Annotated in this window: 12 protein-coding genes; 5 read left to right on the top strand and 7 right to left on the bottom strand. The window is 76.3% G+C overall.

Annotated elements, in window-relative coordinates:
* Nucleotides 1–121 precede the first annotated feature (121 nt).
* Nucleotides 122–1,120: a tetratricopeptide repeat protein gene (locus AB0F89_RS27790; protein WP_367128564.1), complete on the bottom strand. Its 999-nt coding sequence runs from the start codon at nucleotides 1,118–1,120 to the stop codon at nucleotides 122–124.
* Between the two features lie 163 nt (nucleotides 1,121–1,283).
* Between AB0F89_RS27790 and trpB the strand changes: the two genes are divergently transcribed.
* From trpB to AB0F89_RS27805, 3 genes are read left to right on the top strand one after another with little or no spacing between them, the layout of a single operon-like run.
* Complete coding sequence (gene trpB, locus AB0F89_RS27795) at nucleotides 1,284–2,450, top strand: tryptophan synthase subunit beta (RefSeq protein WP_367139020.1); 1,167 nt, start codon at nucleotides 1,284–1,286, stop codon at nucleotides 2,448–2,450.
* A complete protein-coding gene (trpA, locus tag AB0F89_RS27800; RefSeq protein ID WP_367128565.1) occupies nucleotides 2,447–3,253 on the top strand; it encodes a tryptophan synthase subunit alpha in 807 nt (268 codons plus the stop codon). The genes trpB and trpA overlap by 4 nt, the downstream gene beginning before the upstream one ends.
* Before the next feature lie 19 nt (nucleotides 3,254–3,272).
* Nucleotides 3,273–4,061 (top strand): GntR family transcriptional regulator, encoded by a 789-nt coding sequence (locus AB0F89_RS27805; RefSeq protein ID WP_367128566.1) that lies wholly within the window; start codon nucleotides 3,273–3,275, stop codon nucleotides 4,059–4,061.
* Here the strand turns inward: AB0F89_RS27805 and AB0F89_RS27810 are convergent.
* The 6 genes from AB0F89_RS27810 to AB0F89_RS27835 all read right to left on the bottom strand — a co-directional run bounded on the left by AB0F89_RS27810 (nucleotide 4,009) and on the right by AB0F89_RS27835 (nucleotide 17,356).
* Nucleotides 4,009–5,139 (bottom strand): Cmx/CmrA family chloramphenicol efflux MFS transporter, encoded by a 1,131-nt coding sequence (locus AB0F89_RS27810; protein ID WP_367128567.1) that lies wholly within the window; start codon nucleotides 5,137–5,139, stop codon nucleotides 4,009–4,011. The two genes, AB0F89_RS27805 and AB0F89_RS27810, sit on opposite strands and share 53 nt — an antisense overlap.
* 165 nt (nucleotides 5,140–5,304) lie before the next feature.
* Entirely contained in the window at nucleotides 5,305–7,089 is a 1,785-nt protein-coding gene (locus tag AB0F89_RS27815) for a hypothetical protein (protein WP_367128568.1), read from the bottom strand.
* Complete coding sequence (locus AB0F89_RS27820) at nucleotides 7,086–10,514, bottom strand: DUF5682 family protein (RefSeq protein WP_367128569.1); 3,429 nt, start codon at nucleotides 10,512–10,514, stop codon at nucleotides 7,086–7,088. The genes AB0F89_RS27815 and AB0F89_RS27820 overlap by 4 nt, the downstream gene beginning before the upstream one ends.
* Nucleotides 10,495–11,655, bottom strand: coding sequence for an AAA family ATPase (locus AB0F89_RS27825; RefSeq protein WP_367128570.1), 1,161 nt, complete (start codon nucleotides 11,653–11,655; stop codon nucleotides 10,495–10,497). Before AB0F89_RS27825 ends, AB0F89_RS27820 begins: the two co-directional genes overlap by 20 nt.
* Nucleotides 11,652–16,481 carry a hypothetical protein gene (locus AB0F89_RS27830; RefSeq protein ID WP_367128571.1) on the bottom strand — a complete coding sequence of 1,610 codons (4,830 nt, stop codon included), beginning with the start codon at nucleotides 16,479–16,481 and terminating at the stop codon, nucleotides 11,652–11,654. Before AB0F89_RS27830 ends, AB0F89_RS27825 begins: the two co-directional genes overlap by 4 nt.
* Entirely contained in the window at nucleotides 16,478–17,356 is an 879-nt protein-coding gene (locus tag AB0F89_RS27835; protein WP_367128572.1) for a DUF4132 domain-containing protein, read from the bottom strand. The genes AB0F89_RS27830 and AB0F89_RS27835 overlap by 4 nt, the downstream gene beginning before the upstream one ends.
* A gap of 189 nt (nucleotides 17,357–17,545) precedes the next feature.
* Between AB0F89_RS27835 and AB0F89_RS27840 the strand changes: the two genes are divergently transcribed.
* On the top strand, nucleotides 17,546–17,707 hold the full coding sequence (locus AB0F89_RS27840; RefSeq protein ID WP_367128573.1) for a hypothetical protein: 162 nt from the start codon (nucleotides 17,546–17,548) through the stop codon (nucleotides 17,705–17,707).
* Between the two features lie 448 nt (nucleotides 17,708–18,155).
* Nucleotides 18,156–18,380, top strand: a complete 225-nt coding sequence (locus AB0F89_RS27845; RefSeq protein ID WP_367128574.1) for a hypothetical protein — start codon at nucleotides 18,156–18,158, stop codon at nucleotides 18,378–18,380.
* The last annotated feature ends 112 nt before the right edge of the window (nucleotides 18,381–18,492 follow it).

An 18,492-nucleotide genomic window follows, 5' to 3' on the forward strand; every position in this document is an offset into this window, starting at 1 on the left:
AACCGGAGGAAGACGCGAACGGGCACGTGCCGTGTCCCCCCAGGACGTTGCGATGCTCCGAGCCTGCTCCCGCTCGGGGGGCGTGGCTATAGGGACGTCCGAACCGTCCTGCCGAAGCGGCTCAGAACGGCCAGAAGCGCTTCCTGCGCCGGGGTTCCCGCTTGCCGACGTCCTCCCGGCGGCGTTCCAGGTTGGAGAGCACGGCGTCCAGCAGGGCCTGGACGTCCTGTCCCTCGGCCAGCAGGCGGCGGAGCAGTCCGGCCGCCTCCTCGGTCGGCGCCAGCGCGTCCGCGTGCCGGTCCACCTCGGCGTAGTACGCGCCCAGGTTGTTGAGCACCATGGCGAGCCCGCGCACCGAGTCGGGGTCGTCGCCGCCCAGTTCCCGGCGGAGCGCGACGGCCTCCTCCGCGAGCGCGATGGCCGCCGCGGGCTCGCCGGAGTCGCGCAGGCCGTTGGCGAGGGTGTTCAGCGCGCCGGCCAGGTCCGGCAGGTACGCCGGGCTGGCGACGACCAGGCCGCGGTAGAGCGCGACGGCCTCCCTGGCGTGGCCCACCGAGTCCGCCGGCCGTTCGAGTTGCAGGTAGCGGTTGCCGAGGTTGGTCAGCGTCACCGCCAGGTCGGGCAGGAGGGCGGGGTGCTCGGGCACCGCGCGCCGGAACACCGCCACGGCCTCCGCCAAGGCGGTGGCGGCCTCTTCGTGCCGGCCGACCCGGGAGTGCCAGGTGGCGAGGGTGACCAGCGCGTTGGCGAGCCGGGGCAGGTGGGTCGGGTCGTCGGCCGCCAGGTCCCGCCACGTCGTGACGACCTCGCCGAAGGCGTCGAAGAGCTCGACGCGACCGGCCTGGACGTAGGCGAGGCCGAGGTTCTGCAGCACGGTGGCCAGCTCGGCGCGGTGGCGCGGGTCGGCGGCGGCGAGTTCCCGGTACGCGGCGACGGCTTCCTCGGTGGCGCCCACCGCGTCCTGCGCCCGGTCGGCGTTCAGGTAGACGGCGCCGAGGTTGTTCAGCGCCATGGCCAGGTCGATCCGGTGCCCGGCGTCCCCGACGGCCCGGGCGCGGTGGTGGATCAGCTCCTCTTCCAGCGCGGCGACCAGTTCCGCGCTCCGGTCGTGCTCCGGCATGCGGTCCTCCTGCGATGCGGGGCCGTGATCGGCGAGTCGCCACGGTAGCCCCCGGCCGCCGGGTCGCGGGGCGTTGCGCGGACCGGTCACCCGCTTGCCAGCGGGTCCGGAGAGTTCTAGAGTTCTAGAAGTGTCAGTTCCAGAGGTCGTCGACACCGGTGTGATGCGCGATCCCGACGCGGCCGGTCGATTCGGGAAGTTCGGCGGGCGCTACCTGCCGGAAGCGCTCGTGCCCGCCGCGCGGGCGGTCGAGGTGGCGTTCCGCGAGGCTTGGGCCGACGCCTCGTTCACGGCGGAGTACCGGCGGCTGCTCGCGACCTACGTGGGCAGGCCGACACCGTTGACGGAGTGCGCGCGGCTGTCGGAGGCGTTGGGCGTGCGGGTCCTGCTCAAGCGGGAAGACCTCGCTCACACCGGGTCGCACAAGATCAACAACGTGCTCGGCCAGGCGTTGCTCGCCCAGCGGATGGGCAAGCGCAAGCTGATCGCCGAGACCGGCGCGGGGCAGCACGGCGTGGCCACCGCGACCGCCGCCGCCCTGCTCGGCCTGGCCTGCACCGTCTACATGGGACACACCGACGTGCGGCGGCAGCAGGTGAACGTGTTCCGGATGGAGCTGCTGGGCGCAGAAGTCGTGCCCGTGACGTCCGCGAACGGCGTGGGCACGCTCAAAGAGGCGACCAACGGCGCGTTGCGCGCGTGGGTGAACGAGACCGAGCACGCGCACTACTGCATCGGCTCCGTCATGGGCCCGCACCCGTACCCGTGGATGGTGCGCGAGTTCCAGCGCGTCATCGGCGACGAGGCCCGCGCCCAGTGCGCCGAGCGGCTGCCGGGGGCCGTGCCGGACGTGGTGGTGGCGTGCGTCGGCGGCGGGTCGAACGCGGCGGGCACGTTCGCCGGGTTCGTGGACACCCCGGCCCGGCTGGTCGGCGTGGAAGCGGCCGGCGGCAGCGCCGTCGACAAGGGCAGACCCGGTGTCCTGCACGGGTTCATGTCCCACTTCCTCCAGGACGACGACAGCCAGGTCCTGGAGGCGCACTCGATCTCGGCCGGCCTGGACTACCCGGGCGTCGGCCCCGAGCACGTGCACCTCGCCGAGACCGGGCGGGTGCGCTACCCGAGCGTCACCGACGAGCAGGCGCTGCACGCGCTCAAGCTGGTGACCAGGACCGAGGGGATCCTCCCCGCGCTCGAATCGGCGCACGCCCTGGCCTGGGTGGTCGACGCCGCCGCGACCGGCGAGCTGGCAGCCGGCTCGACGGTGCTGGTCACCCTGTCCGGCCGCGGTGACAAGGACGTCCAGCAGATCAGGGAGCACGTCGGATGAGCGTCGCGGTGACCACGCTGGCAGACCACCTGCGGGCCGCCCGCGCCGAGGGGCGGCGGCTGCTGATCCCGTACGTCATGGCCGGTGTCGTGCCGGACTGGCTGGACCTGGTGCGCGGCGCGGCGGAGGCCGGCGCCGACGCGGTCGAGATCGGCCTGCCGTTCTCCGACCCGATGCTGGACGGGCCGACCGTGCAGCGGGCCGCCGCCCTGGCGGCCGGTCGCGGTGGCCGGCCGAGGCCGCTGCTGGACGAGCTGGCCGGGCTCGACCTCGACGTGCCGCTGGTCGTGATGACCTACGCGAACGTGGCCGTGACGTTGGCCCCGGAGCGCGGGGTCGGCGGGTTCGTCGACCACCTGGCGGAGGTCGGCGTGCGCGGCGTCATCGTGCCGGACCTGCCGCTGGAGGAGTCGGCGGAGTACCTGGCGCGGGCGGCGGAGGCCGAGGTGGCCGCGGTGCTGCTGGCCGCGCCCGCGTGCGACGACGACCGGTGCCGTGCGATCGCGCGGGCGTCGTCCGGGTTCGTGTACTGCATGAGCTCGATGCGGATCACCGGCGAGCGCGCCGACCTCGCCGTGACCGCCCGTGAGACCGCCCAGCGGCTCAAGGGCATGACCGACCTGCCGGTGGTGACCGGGTTCGGCATCTCGACCGCCGAGCACGCCGTGCGGGCGTGCGCGGACGCCGACGGCGTGGTGATCGGCTCGGCGCTGATGCGGATGGTGGTCGACGGCGCGCCGGTCGCCGAGGTCGTGGGCGCGGTGGCGGCGTTCCGCCGGGCGCTATCCTCGGTCGGGGGTTGAGAGTCGGGAGTTCCCACCGGTGGACGACGGGCGGCGCACGGGCCGCGAGTACCAGACGCGCGTGCCCAAGTACCTCGCGATCTACCGGGTGCTGGCCGACCGGATCGCCGACGGGCGCTACCCGGCGGACGCGCCGCTGCCCGCCCAGCGGGAGCTGGGCGAGGAGTTCGACGTCTCGCTGATGACGGTGCGGCAGGCGATCCAGGCGCTGGAGGCGGACGGGCTGCTGGAGACCCGGCACGGCGTGGGCACGTTCGCGCGCCGGCCCGCGTTCGCCTACGGGCTCACCGGGTTGCGCAGCCTGTCGCAGGACCTGGTCGAGCAGGGCATCGAGCTGGTGACCGAGGTGCTGGACGCCGGGCTCGTCGTGCCGCCGGGTGACGTGGCCGCGCGGCTGGGCGTGCCGGCGGGCGGTCGGGTGTTCGCGGTCGAACGGCTGCGCGGCACCCGCCGGCCGACGGGCGCCCCGGTGCCGCTGCTGCTGCAGACGTCGTACCTGCCGGAGGGGATCGGCGCGCGGATCGGCGCCGACCCCCTCCGGCGCCGGTCCCTCTACCGGCTCCTGGAGGAGCTGGGCCGCCCCGTGCGGCAGGCGAGCGAGACCATCCGGGCGGTGGCGCTGACCGCCGAGCAGGCCGCCGCGCTCGGTCGCGAGCCCGGCTCGCCCGCCCTGCTCAGCTGCCGCCTCAGCCGGGGCGAGGACGGCGCACCGCTGGTGGACGACCGCGCGCTGCTCGTCGGCGACGCCACGGTCATCACCGCGGAACGTGCCGCGACCGGGACGAACCTGGTCTACGAACACCGCTGACGGCCACCGCCGCCAGGACCGCGCTGACCCACGGCGCGCCCCGGTGGTCGGTCGTGGCGCCGACCACCAGCGGACCCGCGAACGCGCCGACGTTCAGCGCGACGGTGGCGAACGCGCCGCCCAGCGAAGGCGCGTCGGACGCGAGGCGCACCACCCGGCCGATCAGCGTCGAACCGACACCGAAGGACAGGGCGCCCTGGACCACGGCCAAGCCGAACAGCAGCGCGGCGTGATCGGCGGCCAGCGCCAGCGCCGCCCACCCGACCGGCAGCGCGCACAGGCCGAGGACCAGGAACCGCTCACCGGTCACCCGGCCGGCCACCGTCACGCCGACGAACGCGCCGACGCCGAACGCGGCCAGCAGGGCGGGCGCCGCACCACCGGGCAGGACGCCGTCGGCGATCACGCCCAGGTAGCCGTAGGTCGCGAACGTGGCCCCGTTGACCAGGGCCGCGAGCACCACCACCCGCCGCACCGGGCGGGACCGCAGCACCCCCGCCTCCCGGCGGATCGACACCTCCGGCCGACCGGCGGCGGTCGCGGGCGCGGACCGGAACACCAGCGCCAGCGCGGGCAGGCACAGCGCGGCGACCGCCCAGAACACCGACCGCCACCCGGCCCAGCCACCCAGCGACGCGCCCGCCGGCACGCCGACCACGCACGCCAGCGTCACCCCGGACAGCAGCACCGCGTTCGCGCGGCCCTGCTTCTCCGGGGGCGCCAGGGCGACCGCCGCGGACATCGCGACCGCGAGAAAGCCGGCGTTGACGATCGCGGCCACCACCCTGGTGCCGAACAGCAGCGCGAAGTCCGTCGCGACCGCCCCGACGGCGTGGACGACGACGAAGGCGGACAGGAACGCGGCCAGCGCACGGCGGCGCGGCCACCGCGCGCTCAACGCGGCCATGGCCGGCGCGCCGACGACCATCCCGAGGGCGTAGGCGGACGTCAGGCTCGCGGCCGCGGCCGTCGAGACCGACAGGTCGTCGGCGATTCCCGGCACGAGGCCGGACACCATGAACTCGGAGGTGCCTTGCGCGAACACGGCAAGGCCGAGGACGTGGACGAAGAAGGGCAAGGGATCGACTCCAGCGTCGGCATGCGGGAAAGGGGACTTCCGCGTGCCGGTCGCCGACGGGGCGATCGGATCAGGACCGGTGCGACACCGGTCGGGCATCCCGCCGCCGGGCGACCGGCGGCTCCGCTCTGTCCGACTCGGGACTCGTCACCCGGCGGACCCTAGTCAGGGCGCCACCGCCCCCTCAACCGGATTACCGCGCACCGCTTCGACCCAGGCACGCCTGCTCGCGGCGCGGGTGACCTCGCGGACGTGCAGACCGGCGCGCAGCCACGCCAGCGGGAACTCGTCGCCCACGTCGGGCACCACCCGCCCGAACGCGTCCCGACCGCGGTCGCGCGAGGTCCCGGCGAGGTCGGCCAGCAGGGCGGCGGTGGCGGTGAGGCCGTTGCGGGTGAGCGCGGCGACCTCGCGCTCGGCCGAGGCGACCGCCGCCACGGCCCGGCCGCCCAGCGCGATCCGGTGCAGCACGGTGGCCAGCGGGCGCACCGGCCGGGGAACGCGACCGGTCGGGTTCGGCGGCCTGCCGGCGGGGTCGAACCGCGGCGCGGGGCCACCGCCGCCACCAGCCACGTAGGACCGCTGGAGCCGGTCCAGCCCCAGGTCGACGTGGTGCCGGAGTTCGTCCGGCACGTCGGGCGCACCGGCGACCGCCAGCGCGACCGCGGCCCCCGGCCGCTCGGGCAGCAGCCGCGCCACCACCCGCAGCCGCAGGCCCGGCGCGCCCGCGAGCACCCGCAGGTTCTCCCACGCGCGGTCGCCGTCACCGACGAGGTCCACCTCGACCCCGTCCGCCGCCAGCCGCACCGCACCGCCGACCACGCCGAGCACCACGCCCGACAGGAACAGCAGGTCCGACCCGGCCGGGCGATCCGGTCCGGCCAGGGCCTCGAACGCGCGCGCCACCTGGTCGGGCACCGGTCGCGCCCACAGGCCCGCCAGCGGCGGGTCGTCCCACGACGCGGCGGACGCGGCCACCGCGCGGACGGCCTTGCCCGCGCCCAGCCGGTGGTCCGCCGAAGCCGTGCCGCCGGACAGCACGAGCCCGGCCCGGCCCAGCTCGCGCTGGCTGAACCCGGACTCGCCGATCGCCACCGGTCCGCTCGCCGCCGCGGCGACCCGCTCCGGGCCGCCGGGCATGATCGCGGGAACGTTCCACAGCACGCCGCCGTCGTCCACCAGGTGCGTGACGACCCCGGCGTAGCCGGAGGCGGCGATCACCGCCTCCGTGCACAGGCCGTACAGGCGCAGCGCACCGATCGGCCGGTACTCGCGCCGCGCGGCGCCGCGCAGCTCGGCGGTCAGCCCGCCCCCGGCCCGCAGCTCGTGGCACAGCAGCATCAGGTCCACCAGTTCGGCGGTCAGCTCTTCGCGGTCGAACGACGAGTCGCCCGCCCGTGCGGCGGCCAGGGCGGCGGCGATGCGCAGCCCGGTCGCGGCGGCCCGGTGCAGGCCCGCGACGCGAGCCGAGTGCACGGCCCGCAGCAGCTCCGCCCGGACCACCGCGCCACTGCCCGCGGCGCCCGCGCGCAGCACCGCCGCGCACGAGCCCCACAGCGCGTCCACCGCCGCGCGCTCGTCCTCCGACACCACCTCGGACGCCACCTCGGACGCCGCCTCCGGCACGACCTCCACGACGGGTTCCGCGCCGGGGGCGTCCTCGACGGCGTCCACGACGTCGGCTGCCGCGACCGCGATCCCCCGGTGCAGGCACTTCGGCGCGAGCAGGCAGCTGCACCCGAGGTCGTCGGCCGAGGTGAGCACGCCCGCGCGCAGGGTCCAGGTGAGCGCGGTCTCGGAGTCGAGCGCGGCGTGCGCCGCGTCGGCGGACGCGGTCACCGCCCACTCTCCGACGCGCCCCAGCGACGCGTCGACCCGCTTGCGCAACCGGGGCGGCAAGGCGTCGAGCACGTCGGCCACCACCGCGGGCGACACCGGGGGGACGCTCATCCGCGCACCTTCTCCCCCACCCAGCGGGCCAGCTCCTGCGGGCTGAGGGCGGCGACCGGCATCCCCGCCGCGACCAGCGCGCCCGCTACCGACGTGGAGTAGCGGGCGACGCCCCGGTCGTCGAGGCTCGCGCAGCCGAGCACCGTCACCCCCGACGTGACCAGTTCCCGCACCTGCGCGACGAGCGGCCCGACCGGTCCGCCCTCCTCGAAGTCGCTGACCAGCACCACCATCGTCCTCTCCGGCACGGTCACCAGGGAACGGGCGTGGCGCAACGCTCCCGCGATGTGGGTGCCGCCGCCCACCCGCACCTCCAGCAGCAGCGACAGCGGGTCGGCCACCCGCTCGGTCAGGTCGACCACCTCGGTGGAGAACGCCAGGAAGTGCGTCGACAGCGCGGGCACCCCGGCGAACACCGACGCGGTCAGCGCCGACCACACCGTCGACGCCTCCATCGAGCCGGACACGTCCACCACCAGCACCAGCCGCCAGTCACTGGCCCGTCGGCCGCGGGTGCGGAACACCGGGCGCTCGGGCACGACCACGACCCGCCCGTCGGCGTCGCGGCGCGCGGTGGCGAGGTTGGCCCGCAGGGTGCGCGGCAGGTCCAGCCGCCCGCCCGGCCGACGGGTCGGCATCGGCAGCTGGATCCCGGTCAGCGCGGGCTTCACCCGGTTGGCCAGCTGCGCGGTCAGCTCGCGCACCAGCCGCGCCACCAGCGGCCGCAACCGGGCCAGCGCCGACTCGGACAACCCGCCGGCCAGCGAGAGCACGTTGCGCAGCAGCTCCACCGACGGCCGCACCGAGCCGGGGTCGATCTCCAGCGCCGCCTCCAACCGCCCGCCCTCGGCCGCCGCCGCCAGGACCTCCTCGCGGACGTGGTCGCCGAACAGGTCCCGCAGCTCCTCCGACCACTCGCGCACGTCGGGGAACGGGCTGGCGCGATCGGCCCCGAGATCCCCTCCGCTCGCGCCCTCACCGCGGTCACGCCCGTACAGCTCGTCCAACGCGGCCGCGTAGCGCCCCGCGCCGGCCGGGCGCTCACCGCTCGCGCCGAGCACCAACTGCCAGCGAATCCCCGCGGACAACGCGCCGGCTGAGGCCGGCGGTGATCCCACAGGCGCCGCGATCTCCGACGTGCCCACGACCTCGTCCCGGCTCGGCGGCAGCAAACCGCGCGCCCGCAACGCCGCCACGCCCGCCTGCTCGTCGACCAACCACGCCGCCAGCAGCTCCGGGTCGGGCGCGCCGACCGCGTCCACCCGCTCCCCCGTGCGCTCCTGGACCACGGCCAGCACCCGAGCCCGCGCCGCCGGACCCACCGACGTGAACGCACCGCGCAGCGCGGGCAGCCGGGCCAGGAAGTCCTGGTCCGCCATCCCCTCCACCCGGTCGAGCAACGGCGTCAACGCCTCCGGCGTCTCCACCAGCGGCCCGGCAGCCGCGAGCACGCCGGTGAGCCCCTGCCGCAGCACGCCCCTCCGCTCGGGCGTGCTCGCGCCGTCCACCCAGGACGCCACCCGCTCACCCAGCGCCTCGGGCGGCGCCGAGCCGAGCAGGACCCGCGCCGCGCCCGCCGCACCGGCGATCAGCGGCGAGCCCGAGTCGGCCAACCGCCGCAGGCACGCCGCCAACCGCAGCCCGTGCGCCTCGGGCCGCTGCCCCAGTTCCACCAGGGCCCGCGCGTCCGCCACGTCCTCGGACCCGGCGAGCCCGTCCAGCTGGGCCACAGCTGCCGCTTCCAGCTCGCCCGCCAGCAGCGGGTGGGCGTCGAGCACGTCGCCGGACGTGCCGGGCACGTGCCCGGCGCGCAACCGGTCGAGCAGGTCCAACGCGTCCAGCAGCTCCCGCAACGTCGCCGACGACGGCAGCACGCCCGCCGCGTCGCCCAGCAGCGCGCCGACCACCTCGGGCAACCCGCACCGGGCCGCGTCGAGCAGGTCGGCGAGCACGGCGGCGGAGGTGTGCCCGCCGCGCTGCTCGCGTTCGGCGCGCCGCGCCCGCAGCCGTCCGGCGGCGGCCAGCTCCAGCGTCGCGCCCCACAACCCGGCCACCGGCACCGTGGCCGCCGTCGCCGGTGTCCACGCCACCGTCCACCGGGTGGTGAGCGCGTCGCCACCGCCGACACCCGTGGTCGCGGTCCGCTCGGCGTAGGTCACGCCGAGGACGGTCAACCGGCACAGCGCCACCTCGCGCCGCTGGTCCAACGCCGACCGCGTCGGGTCCAGCCTGAGCGCCACCGGCTCCCGCGAGTCGGGACCGGGCAGGCGCAGGTCCGCGACCAGCGCCTCCACCGCCGGGGCCAGCCCCGACCGCGGTGTGCCGGGCGCGAGCACCCCGGTGCGGTGACCGACCAGCACGTCACCGGCGGCCCGCGCCACCACCCGGCCGCGACCGAGCGGTTCGGCGTGGGTCAGCACGGTCTGCACCGCCTCCACCAGCTCCCCGCGACCGGGCGCGGGCAGGCCGCGCAGCCGGGCCAGGTCGACCGCGACCCGCAGCGCCTCCCGCGCCTCACCGGGCCCGGCCGGGTGGCCGAGTTCCCGCACCCGCGCGCAGATCCGCACGATCACCGACGCGGCGGCGGCCTCCACCTCGGCCGGGTCGCCCGCCGCCGCCAGCACCGCCTGCTGCCACTCCGGGTCGCGGATGCCCGCCGGGTAGCCGGACCGCTCGTCCAGCAGCGCGAACCCGTACGGCACCAGCGACGTCACGACCTCGGCGACGTCCGGCGGCGAGTCGTCCACCGGCCCCTCCAGCAGCGCCGCCGCGTGGAACGACCCGATCACCGCCGCGCACCGCCGACCGCCCGCGTCGCGCACCACCCGCCGCATCCACGCCTCCCGGCGCAGGTCGAACGGGTCCACCCCGACGTCCTCGGTGTCGCGCCGCAGCGCCCAGCCCACCATCAACGCCGCCCGGCGCACCGCCTCCGGCGACTGGCCCGGCGCGGCGGCCTCCACCAGCCGGTCCCACAGGTCGTCGCCGTCCCGGCCGGTCGTCGCGCCGCGCAACGCCCGCGTCAACGGCGATGCGCCCCGCCCCGGCTGCCGGTACCCGTCACCGCGCGCCGCCAGCGGCAGGTCGCACGGCCGGACCTCCACGCCGTTGCGGTGCGCCCAGCGGATCGCGACCAGCTCGGGCGAGAAGTCCGCGAACGGGTAGAAGGCCAGTTCGCCGCCGGGTGACGCGCCGGACAGCGCGACCGGCGCGACCAGCTCGGGGTCGGCCAGGTGCGGCAGCCACTCCCCCAGCTCCTCGGGCAGCTCGACCAGCAGCACCTCCGGCGCGAACGCCGCCAGCAGGGCGGGTACCGCGCCGGCCAGCGCGGGCGAGTGGTGCCGCACCCCGATCAGGTGCGGCGCCCCGTGGTCGGCCAGCCGCTCGACCACCGCCAGCTCGGGGTCACGCGTCGAGGACGTCACGGAGTTCCCACAGCCGCCGCCAGGTGCGCGCGCCGGACTCGGCCCGCCGCCGCACCGCGCCGTCCCAGTACCCGAGCAGCCGCGCCGCGTCGCCCGGGTCGTCCTTGCGGACCACGCCGAGCAGGTGACCGGGCAGCAGCGACAGCGGGTCGCGGTCACCGGGGAAGTACGCGTCGGCCAGGCCGAGCGCGGTGGCCACCGACACCGCCTCCGCCGTGCTCATCACGGTGGACGGCCGCTCCACCGCCCAGCCCTCCTCGGACACGCCGTTGCGCAGGTCCCGGAACGCGGTGACCAGCACCTCCAGCACCACGTCGTCCACCGCGAACGGCGCCTGGGCGCGGGCCAGCGCGGCGCTCGCCTGCCGCCGCACCAGCGCCGTCTCGGCGGCGAGGTCGCCGATCGGTCCGACGGCCTCGAAGTTGAACCGCCGCTTCAACGCCGCCGACATCTCCGACACGCCCCGGTCGCGCAGGTTCGCGGTGGCGATCACGGTGAAGCCGGGCGCGGCGTGCACGGTCGCGCCGCCGGGGCCGGACAACTCGGGCGCGGACAGCTCCGGCACCGCGATCCGCCGGTCCGACAGGATCGACACCAGCGCGTCCTGCACCTCGGGCAGGCAGCGGGTGACCTCCTCGACCCGCACCACGCCGCCGCCGCGCATCGCGGTCAACACCGGCGACGGCACCAGCGCCCGCGGGCTCGGGCCCTCGGCCAGCAGCATCGCGTAGTTCCAGCCGTAGCGCAGCTGGTCCTCGGTGGTGCCCGCGGTGCCCTGCACGACGAGCTGGCTGCTGCCGGACACGGCGGCGGCCAGCAGCTCGGACAGCATCGACTTCGCCGTGCCCGGCTCGCCGACCAGCAGCAGGCCGCGCTCGCCCGCGAGCGTCACCACGGCCCGCTCGACCAGCGCGCGTTCGCCGACGAACTTGGGGCTGATCACCAGCCGGGACGGCACACCGGCCACCGCGACGCCCTTGGGCAGCGCCAGCGGGGCGCCGCTGCCCATCACGAACGTCACGACGGCGCGCGGGGTGAGCCGCCACCCCGGCGGCCGGGGGCCGTCGTCGTGGGCGGCCAGGAACGCCAGCTCCTCGCGGTGGGCGTCCTCGGCCGGCTCGACCTGCCTGGGTGCGGTCACCTGCGTCCTCCGGTCTTCAGCTCTTCGTAGGCGGGCGCGTCGCCGTCGAGCACCCGCCGCCACGCGCGGCGGAACAGGTCGCCGACGGGCTCCCGCGCCGCGATCAGGTCACCGCCGACGCGCTCGGCGCCGAACAGCGGGGCCTTCCACGACTCCAGCGGCAGGTGCGGCGCGGCCAGCGCCAGCCAGCCGCCGGGCAGGAACAGCGAGCGCCCGGCCCGCGCCCGCTTCGCGGTGAGCACCAGGTCGGTCCCGGCGAGCGCGGTCCTGGCCTTGCGCAGCCGGGCGGGCTTCCACCCGGTCCACCGGGCCACGTTCGCGTCGGTGGGGTCGGGCAGCGCGAGCAGCTGCAGGTAGAGCACCGCCGCGTCCTCGTCCAGGCCGAACCGCCCGGCCACCTCGGCCACCAGTTCGGGCGCGGACACCGTCGGGTCCTGGTGGTAGGCCGCCGGGTCGGTGCCCTCGGGCGCGACCGCGGCGCACGCGGCGGCGAGGCCGTCGTCGGCCAGCCGGTCCAGCGCCCGCAGCACGTCCCACGTCTCGGTGACCTCGGTGAGCGCCACCAGCAGCGGCCGGTCCTCCGGGCCGACCAGCCCGGGCCGGATCACCAGGCCGCAGTACTCCGCGCGCGCGCCGACCAGCTCGATCCACCCCCGGTGCCGGAGCACGGAGTTCTCCGCGGGCAGGTCGACGCCCAGCAGGGCGCGGATCCGCTCGGCGGGCACCCAGCCGCCGAGGTTGACGGCGAAGCCGGGGTGCGCGACCCGCTGCCGGGCCAGCGCCAGCGCCTCGGGCAGCCGCGCCCGCAGCGGCGAGCCGACCGGCAGCCGCTGCGCCAGCCACGCCAGCACCTGCGGCACCGCCGTCAGCTTCGAGCGGTCGAAGCCGTCCCGGCGCCGCGCCGTGAGCGACGTGCCCTCGAACCGGTAGTCGGAGTCGGTGGTCAGCCACGGCGTGAGGTCGGGGTTGACCACGGCCGTCACGTGCTCGCCCGCGTGGCGCACGGCCAGCAGCTTCGCCGCGTCGACCAGGACGTCGTCGGGCACCGGCGAGCGCCGGCCGTGCTCCGCGACCCACGCCTCGGCGACCGCGGCGACGTCCGGTCCGCGCGTCCACAGGTCCGCCGGGTCGGCGGGCACGGCGGCGGCCAGCAGCAGCCGGCGGTACCCGGAGTCCAGTGCGCGGAACCGCTCCTTGGCGGCCTTCGCGCCACCCGCGGACAGGCCGAGCAGGCGCCGCTCGTCGGTGGTGAGGTAGTGCGCGTCCCACCGGTCGACGCCGGGCATCCCGGCCAGCAGCAGCGTGGCCTCGGGGGTGCTCAGCCCGGTGCGCTCGGCCAGCTCGGGCACCGCCTCGGGGAACCACGGCACCGGTCCGCGCTCGGCGAGCACGTCGAGGAACCGGGCCACCCGCTCCGGGCCGAACGGCGTGCGCACCTCCTCGGCCCGCTCGACCCGCCAGTCGTCGGGCAGGTCGAACGCGCCGGGCGTGCGGCTGAACTGGAGGCCGTCGAACCGGCTGCCCGGCTCGTGCCGCCACCGGGTCTCGACCAGGGCGATGAACCCGTCGCGCACCGGCACCACCCGGTCCTGAGGGCTCGCCTTGCCCTGGGGCACGACCACGCCCACCGTGCGCCAGCGCCCCGTGCCGTCGGCCAGGCCGCCGTCCACGACGGACCGCAGCACGAGCGCCAACGCGGCCCGCTGCTCGTCCGAGGTCAGCGGCGACGCGGCGCGGTGGGCCAGCGCGGCCAGGTGCGGCAGCACGTGGAACCAGTCGGGGCTGCCCGACACGGGCAGCGCGCGCCCCTCCGGACGCGCCTGCGCGGCCGTCTCTCCGAGCGCGGCGGTCAGCGCGGGCAGTCCGGTCGGCACGGCGCCGTTCGAGTGGTGGGAGCGGCGGTTCCCGAACCAGCCCAGGGCGGCGTTGACCGCGTCCTCCGTGATGGTCGGCCCGGTGGGCGCGGCGACCGGTTCCACCTCGCGCGCCGCCGCGGCGATCTCCGCGTACGCCTGGTAGGAGCGCTGCAGCTCGGCGGCCCGGCGCACCACCGCGACCACGCCGGTGATCAGCGCGGGGTGGGTGAGGCCGGGCAGCTCGGCGGCGACGCGGTCGGCGACCTCGCCGCGCTCGCCCTGCACCAGCGCCGCCAGCCGGTCGCGCAGGGTGCGCTTCTCCGGCTTTTCCGCGGTGACGGCGGCGAGCATCCGGTCCACGGCCTGCCTCGTCACGCCGCGCAGCGCGGCCGAACCCGCCTCGTCGCGGGGCCGCAGGAGGTGCCACCACTCCAGCGGCGGCACGAACGGCGTGCCGGCCGCGTACACCGGGAACTTGTCGCCGGCGGACACCTTCACCAGCACCGTGCCGTCCTGGTCGAGGAACGCCACCGAGTCCTGCCCGCCGGCCAGCGGCACGTCCGCGCCGCCGGGCAGCCGCAGCACGCCGGTCAGCCGCTGGACGCCCCGGGGCAGCCGGGCGCGGCGGCCGTCGACGCCCTCGCCGACGAGCGAGCCGTCCGCCTCGCGGCGCACCCGCCACCCGTGCAGGCCGTCGGCCGCGCCGAGCGGACTGCCCCCGGTCGCGGGCGCCGCCGGCCTCAGGTCGCACTCGGACAGCTCGATCGCCGCGCCCTCGGCGGCGAAGTCCTCCAGGAACCGGGGCAGGCTCGCCCGCCCCTGCCCGCCGGTGGCCGGGTCGACCTCGAACCAGCGCCAGCGGCGGTCGTGGAACGCGCTCGCCCACAGCGTGACGCCGTCGCCGTGCGCCTCGGCCGGGGCCGGGGCGGTCGTGTCGCCGGGGTGCACGGCCCGCCCGCCGGCGAACCGGCCGCCGCCGGGCAGCGCGATCGACGCCCTGGGCGTGTCGTGCCGGTAGTAGTACCGGTGGCGGTCGTCGAGGGCGAAGATCCGGTCCGGGGCGTCGCTCCAGTAGGCCAGCTCGCCCTCCGGCCCCTGCCACCGCACCAGCAGCACGCCGTCGAACCACGACGCGGTCGGCGTGATGTCCCAGCGGGGGCGCGCGTCGGCCGGGATGCGGGCGATGTGCTCGGCGAGCACGCCGTCCGGGCCGACCACGACGAACGTCTCGCCGCGCCGCAGCACCAGCGCGGGCCACCCCTCGCCGGCCAGGACCACGCCGCTGTCCTTGGGCGCGCTCGCGGACCGCAGCCGCTCCGCCGCCTCTTCCAGGGCGGGCCAGCCCAACTCGTCCGGCAGGCCCGCCCGGAGGGTTCGGTGCAGCGCCTCGGCGACGTCGGTGCGGGCGATGGACTCGGCCGCCTCCGGCACGTCCGCGAACGCCTCGGGCAGCCGCACCACGGTCAGCTCGCCCAGGTGGTCGGCGAGGGCGGGCAGGCCGGTGGCGGCGATCCGGTCGGCTCGTGCCCCGATCCACGAGCGCAACGCGCCGCGCAGGCCCGGCACGGCCAGCACGGACGACAGCAGGTCGACGCCGATCGTCGCCGAGCGGGCGCGGTTGCGGGCGTGCGCGATCACCCCTTCGCCGAGCGCGGGGCCGAACCGCTCGGACGCGGCCAGCGCGGCCAGGTCGCGGCCGCCGGGCTCGTCGTCGGCCAGCCAGCCACCGACGTCCAGCTGCGGGTCGGACCCGTCGCCGGGGGCGATCGGCACATCCCGCGCCACCAGCAGGTCCAGCACGTCCAGGTCGCCCTGCCGCCAGCGGCGCAGCGCCCGCACCGGCACGCCGTCGGCGACGAGCCGCCCGGCCATCGCCCCGACCAGCTCCAGCAGCCCCGCCGAGCGTCCGACGGCGCGCCACCCCGACGAGCGGACCGCGAGGACCGAGGACAGCCACTCGGCCGGGTTGGCCGCCACCTCGTCCGGTCCCACCAGGGCGCGGGTCGCGCCGCACGACGTCAGGATCTCCAGCCAGGTGTCCAGCACCGCGACCGAGTCCGGCACGAACGACAGCAGCCGGGCGCGCACCTCGACGTCCTCCGACGCCAACGCCACCAGGGAACCCCGGTAGGTCTTCCAGAACGCCGCGCCCGCGCGGCTGATCGCGGAGCTGTCCAGGATCGCGCGCAGCAGCCGCTGGTCCTCGGCCTTGAGGTCGCGCTTGGCGGCCTTGGCCAGCCGCCGCAGGTCCTCGGGCATCCCGGTGTACGGCGGCAGGCCGCCCCTGGTGCGCTCCACGCACAGCGTGAAGAACAGCTCGTAGGCGGCGTCCGGCTCGTGCTTGCGGGCCAGGCCCTTGGCGTGCGCGGACAGCGCCTTCGCGGTCAGCGCGCCGGCGAACGCGAACTCCAGGAACACCTCGCGGGTGCGCTCCGGGTCCACCGCGAGGTCGTGCACCTCCTCCGCCTCGCGCGCCTTGCCGAACATGGTCGCCGCGTAGGTGGTGTTGCCGTGCTGGAGGAAGATCCGCCCGGCCTGCTCGTAGAAGGTGGGCAGGAAGTGCGGCGCGGACCGGCCGAGCATGTCGCCCAGCGCGGTGAACCCGTCCTTCGCCGCGCCCGCCCGCGACTTGGCCGTGCGGGCCAGCCGTTCGACGTCCTTGACCAGGTTGAGCGCGTGGTGGGCGTTGGCCGGGTCGTGCACCAGCGCCCACGCGGGGAAGCCGAGCGCGCTGCGCTTGCCGGTGCCGACGCCGGTGACCCGCGCGGGCGCCTCGAAGCCGAGGTACTCGCAGGTCAAGTCCTCGGCGCGGCCGAGGACGGCGGGCGCCAGCCGCACCACCACGCGGTCGTCCAGGGCCGGGTGGGAGTAGTGGCGGGCGGTGATGGTGTCGCGGTCGTCGCCGGTGTCGTCGGTGCCGGGCAGCACGGCGCCCGCCGAGATCAGGGCGTTCGAGATCCGGGTGTTCACTGGGCCACCACCGCTTCCTCCACGACGCGGCCGGCGTGGATCGCCGCCGCCATGCGCATCCCCTCGGACCACGCGACCGGTCCGACGTCGGCGAGCGGCAGCGCGGCGCCGTCCTCCAGCGCCCACCGCAGCTCGCCGGTCCAGGTCTCGCCCTCGGGGTAGTCCGAGCCGAGCCAGTACCGGGCCTCCACCACCCGGCCGTCCTCGAACGCGGCGTAGACCGCGTCACCGCCGCGGACCGGGTAGCCGAGCGTGCGGCACCGGCTCAGCGCGTGGTTGAGCTGTTCGAACCGGCCGCCGGAGTAGTCGTCCACCGACGTCTTGCCGGCCGCCGGCGCGGGCTTGGCGAAGGTCTGCCGGAACAGCTGCTGCACCTGCTGCTCGACGCCCAGCTCCGCGCCGAACTCGCGCAGCTCCTCCAGGTCGGCCAGGAGCACCGGGTGCGGGATGTGGACCACCTCGGGCCGCAGCCTGCGGGTGTCGCCGTCGAGGGTGACCACGCCCAGCCCGCGCTCGGGGTCGGCGTCGCGCAGGAACCCGGTCTCGGCGCCGGCGCCGTCGTCCGCCGTGATGACCAGGTCGCGCAGCACGTCGGCCCAGGTCGCGTCCGCCCAGACCTCGGCGAGCAGCGCGGCGGGCACCGGCAGCGAGCGCACCATCCAGCCGTCCGCGGTGGCCAGGCACTCGGCCCGGTGCCGGGTCAGCCACTCGGCGAGCTGCCGCAGCTGGACGACCTGCCGGTCGTCCTTGAGCGAGGCGGGCACCGAGGAGAGGACCTTGCCCTTGCCGTTGCGGCACTGGACCCGGCCGTTCTCCCCGAGCCGCACTTGGTAGCCGGAAGCGTGCCCCGAGGATTCGACGTCGAGCCAGCCCACAGTTCCTCCTGCCGGTCGTTCTGGGTGGTGTTGGCGCGGAGGTTAGCTGCGAGGTCCGACAAAACGATCGGATCGACCGGTTCGCCGCCCTGCCGTGACCAGCGGTCCGATCCCCGACAGGGTGGCTCCTACCTCAAGCCTTGCCCAAATCAGTGGGATTGTGACCCGCGTCTCTTTAACCTCTGGCACATGAGACTGCTGCTGTGGATCGCGCTCACGTGCGCGCTGGCGGTCGAGGGGGCCATGGTGCTACCGCTGCTGGCGGGGATGGCGATCATCGGTTGCGCCGAGGCGCGCCGCCGTTCGCCACGACCGCCCGCACGAGCGCATCGTGATCTCCTCGCTCGCTGAACTCGACTTCCGACGCCCGCTCGGCACCGCGCGGATACGATGCCGCGCAGAACCTCTCACGGCTTTCGCGCGGGTCGGAACCGCGCCAGGGGGCACGTGGACGAGGACGAGGCGGCGGCGTTCCACGCGACCGCCGCCCGGCCGCGAGCCCTGCCCGAAACACCCTCCGCGCGCGTCTGCGACCCGGAGGTGGAGCGGTGAGCCCGGCGGGCGATCTCGAACCACTGCTGTCGTGGCTGCGCTCGGGCGGGACGACCGACCGGCGACTGGACTCCCGACCGGCACCGCGCTCCCGGACGGACGCCTCGACCTGTGCGAGCAGGCGCTCGGGCCGACCGGGGCGCGGCGGCGGTGGCGGGCCAGGGGGTCGACCGCGAGGTGGAGACGCTGTACCTGGGGTGCAACGGGATCACCGCCGGCGGCGCGTCCGCACCGGGTGCGGCACCTGGTGCTGTCCGACACGGGCATCCGCAGCCGCGAGGCGCCCCGGCTGCTCGACGGCGCGCAGCGGGCGTCCGCCCCCACCCGGTTCCTGCTGGGCAAGGGCATCGCCACCACGATCCGGCGCGGGCTGGACGTGGCGAGCGCCGACGTCCCGGTCCACCCGCTCCCCCACGCCGACGTCCCCGCGATCCGCAGCGTGCACCGCCAACCGCCGCCGGGCCCTGGCTGATCATTTCAACAGTTGACCGGAATAGCCCCCCCCAATGGAGACGACGGATTTCGTGCGTACTGTGGCGCACGTTACTTGACCTGCCCGGCGAGCAACGGTTTTACTGCGATCG

This window comes from Saccharothrix sp. HUAS TT1 (assembly GCF_040744945.1).
In the GTDB taxonomy this organism is placed as follows: domain Bacteria; phylum Actinomycetota; class Actinomycetes; order Mycobacteriales; family Pseudonocardiaceae; genus Actinosynnema.

Excerpts from the sequence above, each read along its gene's own strand:
- AB0F89_RS27790 (WP_367128564.1), bottom strand. The coding sequence starts at position 1,120 with ATGCCGGAGCACGACCGGAGCGCGGAACTGGTCGCCGCGCTGGAAGAG.
- trpB (WP_367139020.1), top strand. The coding sequence starts at position 1,284 with ATGCGCGATCCCGACGCGGCCGGTCGATTCGGGAAGTTCGGCGGGCGC.
- trpA (WP_367128565.1), top strand. The coding sequence starts at position 2,447 with ATGAGCGTCGCGGTGACCACGCTGGCAGACCACCTGCGGGCCGCCCGC.
- AB0F89_RS27815 (WP_367128568.1), bottom strand. The coding sequence starts at position 7,089 with ATGAGCGTCCCCCCGGTGTCGCCCGCGGTGGTGGCCGACGTGCTCGAC.
- AB0F89_RS27840 (WP_367128573.1), top strand. The coding sequence starts at position 17,546 with ATGAGACTGCTGCTGTGGATCGCGCTCACGTGCGCGCTGGCGGTCGAG.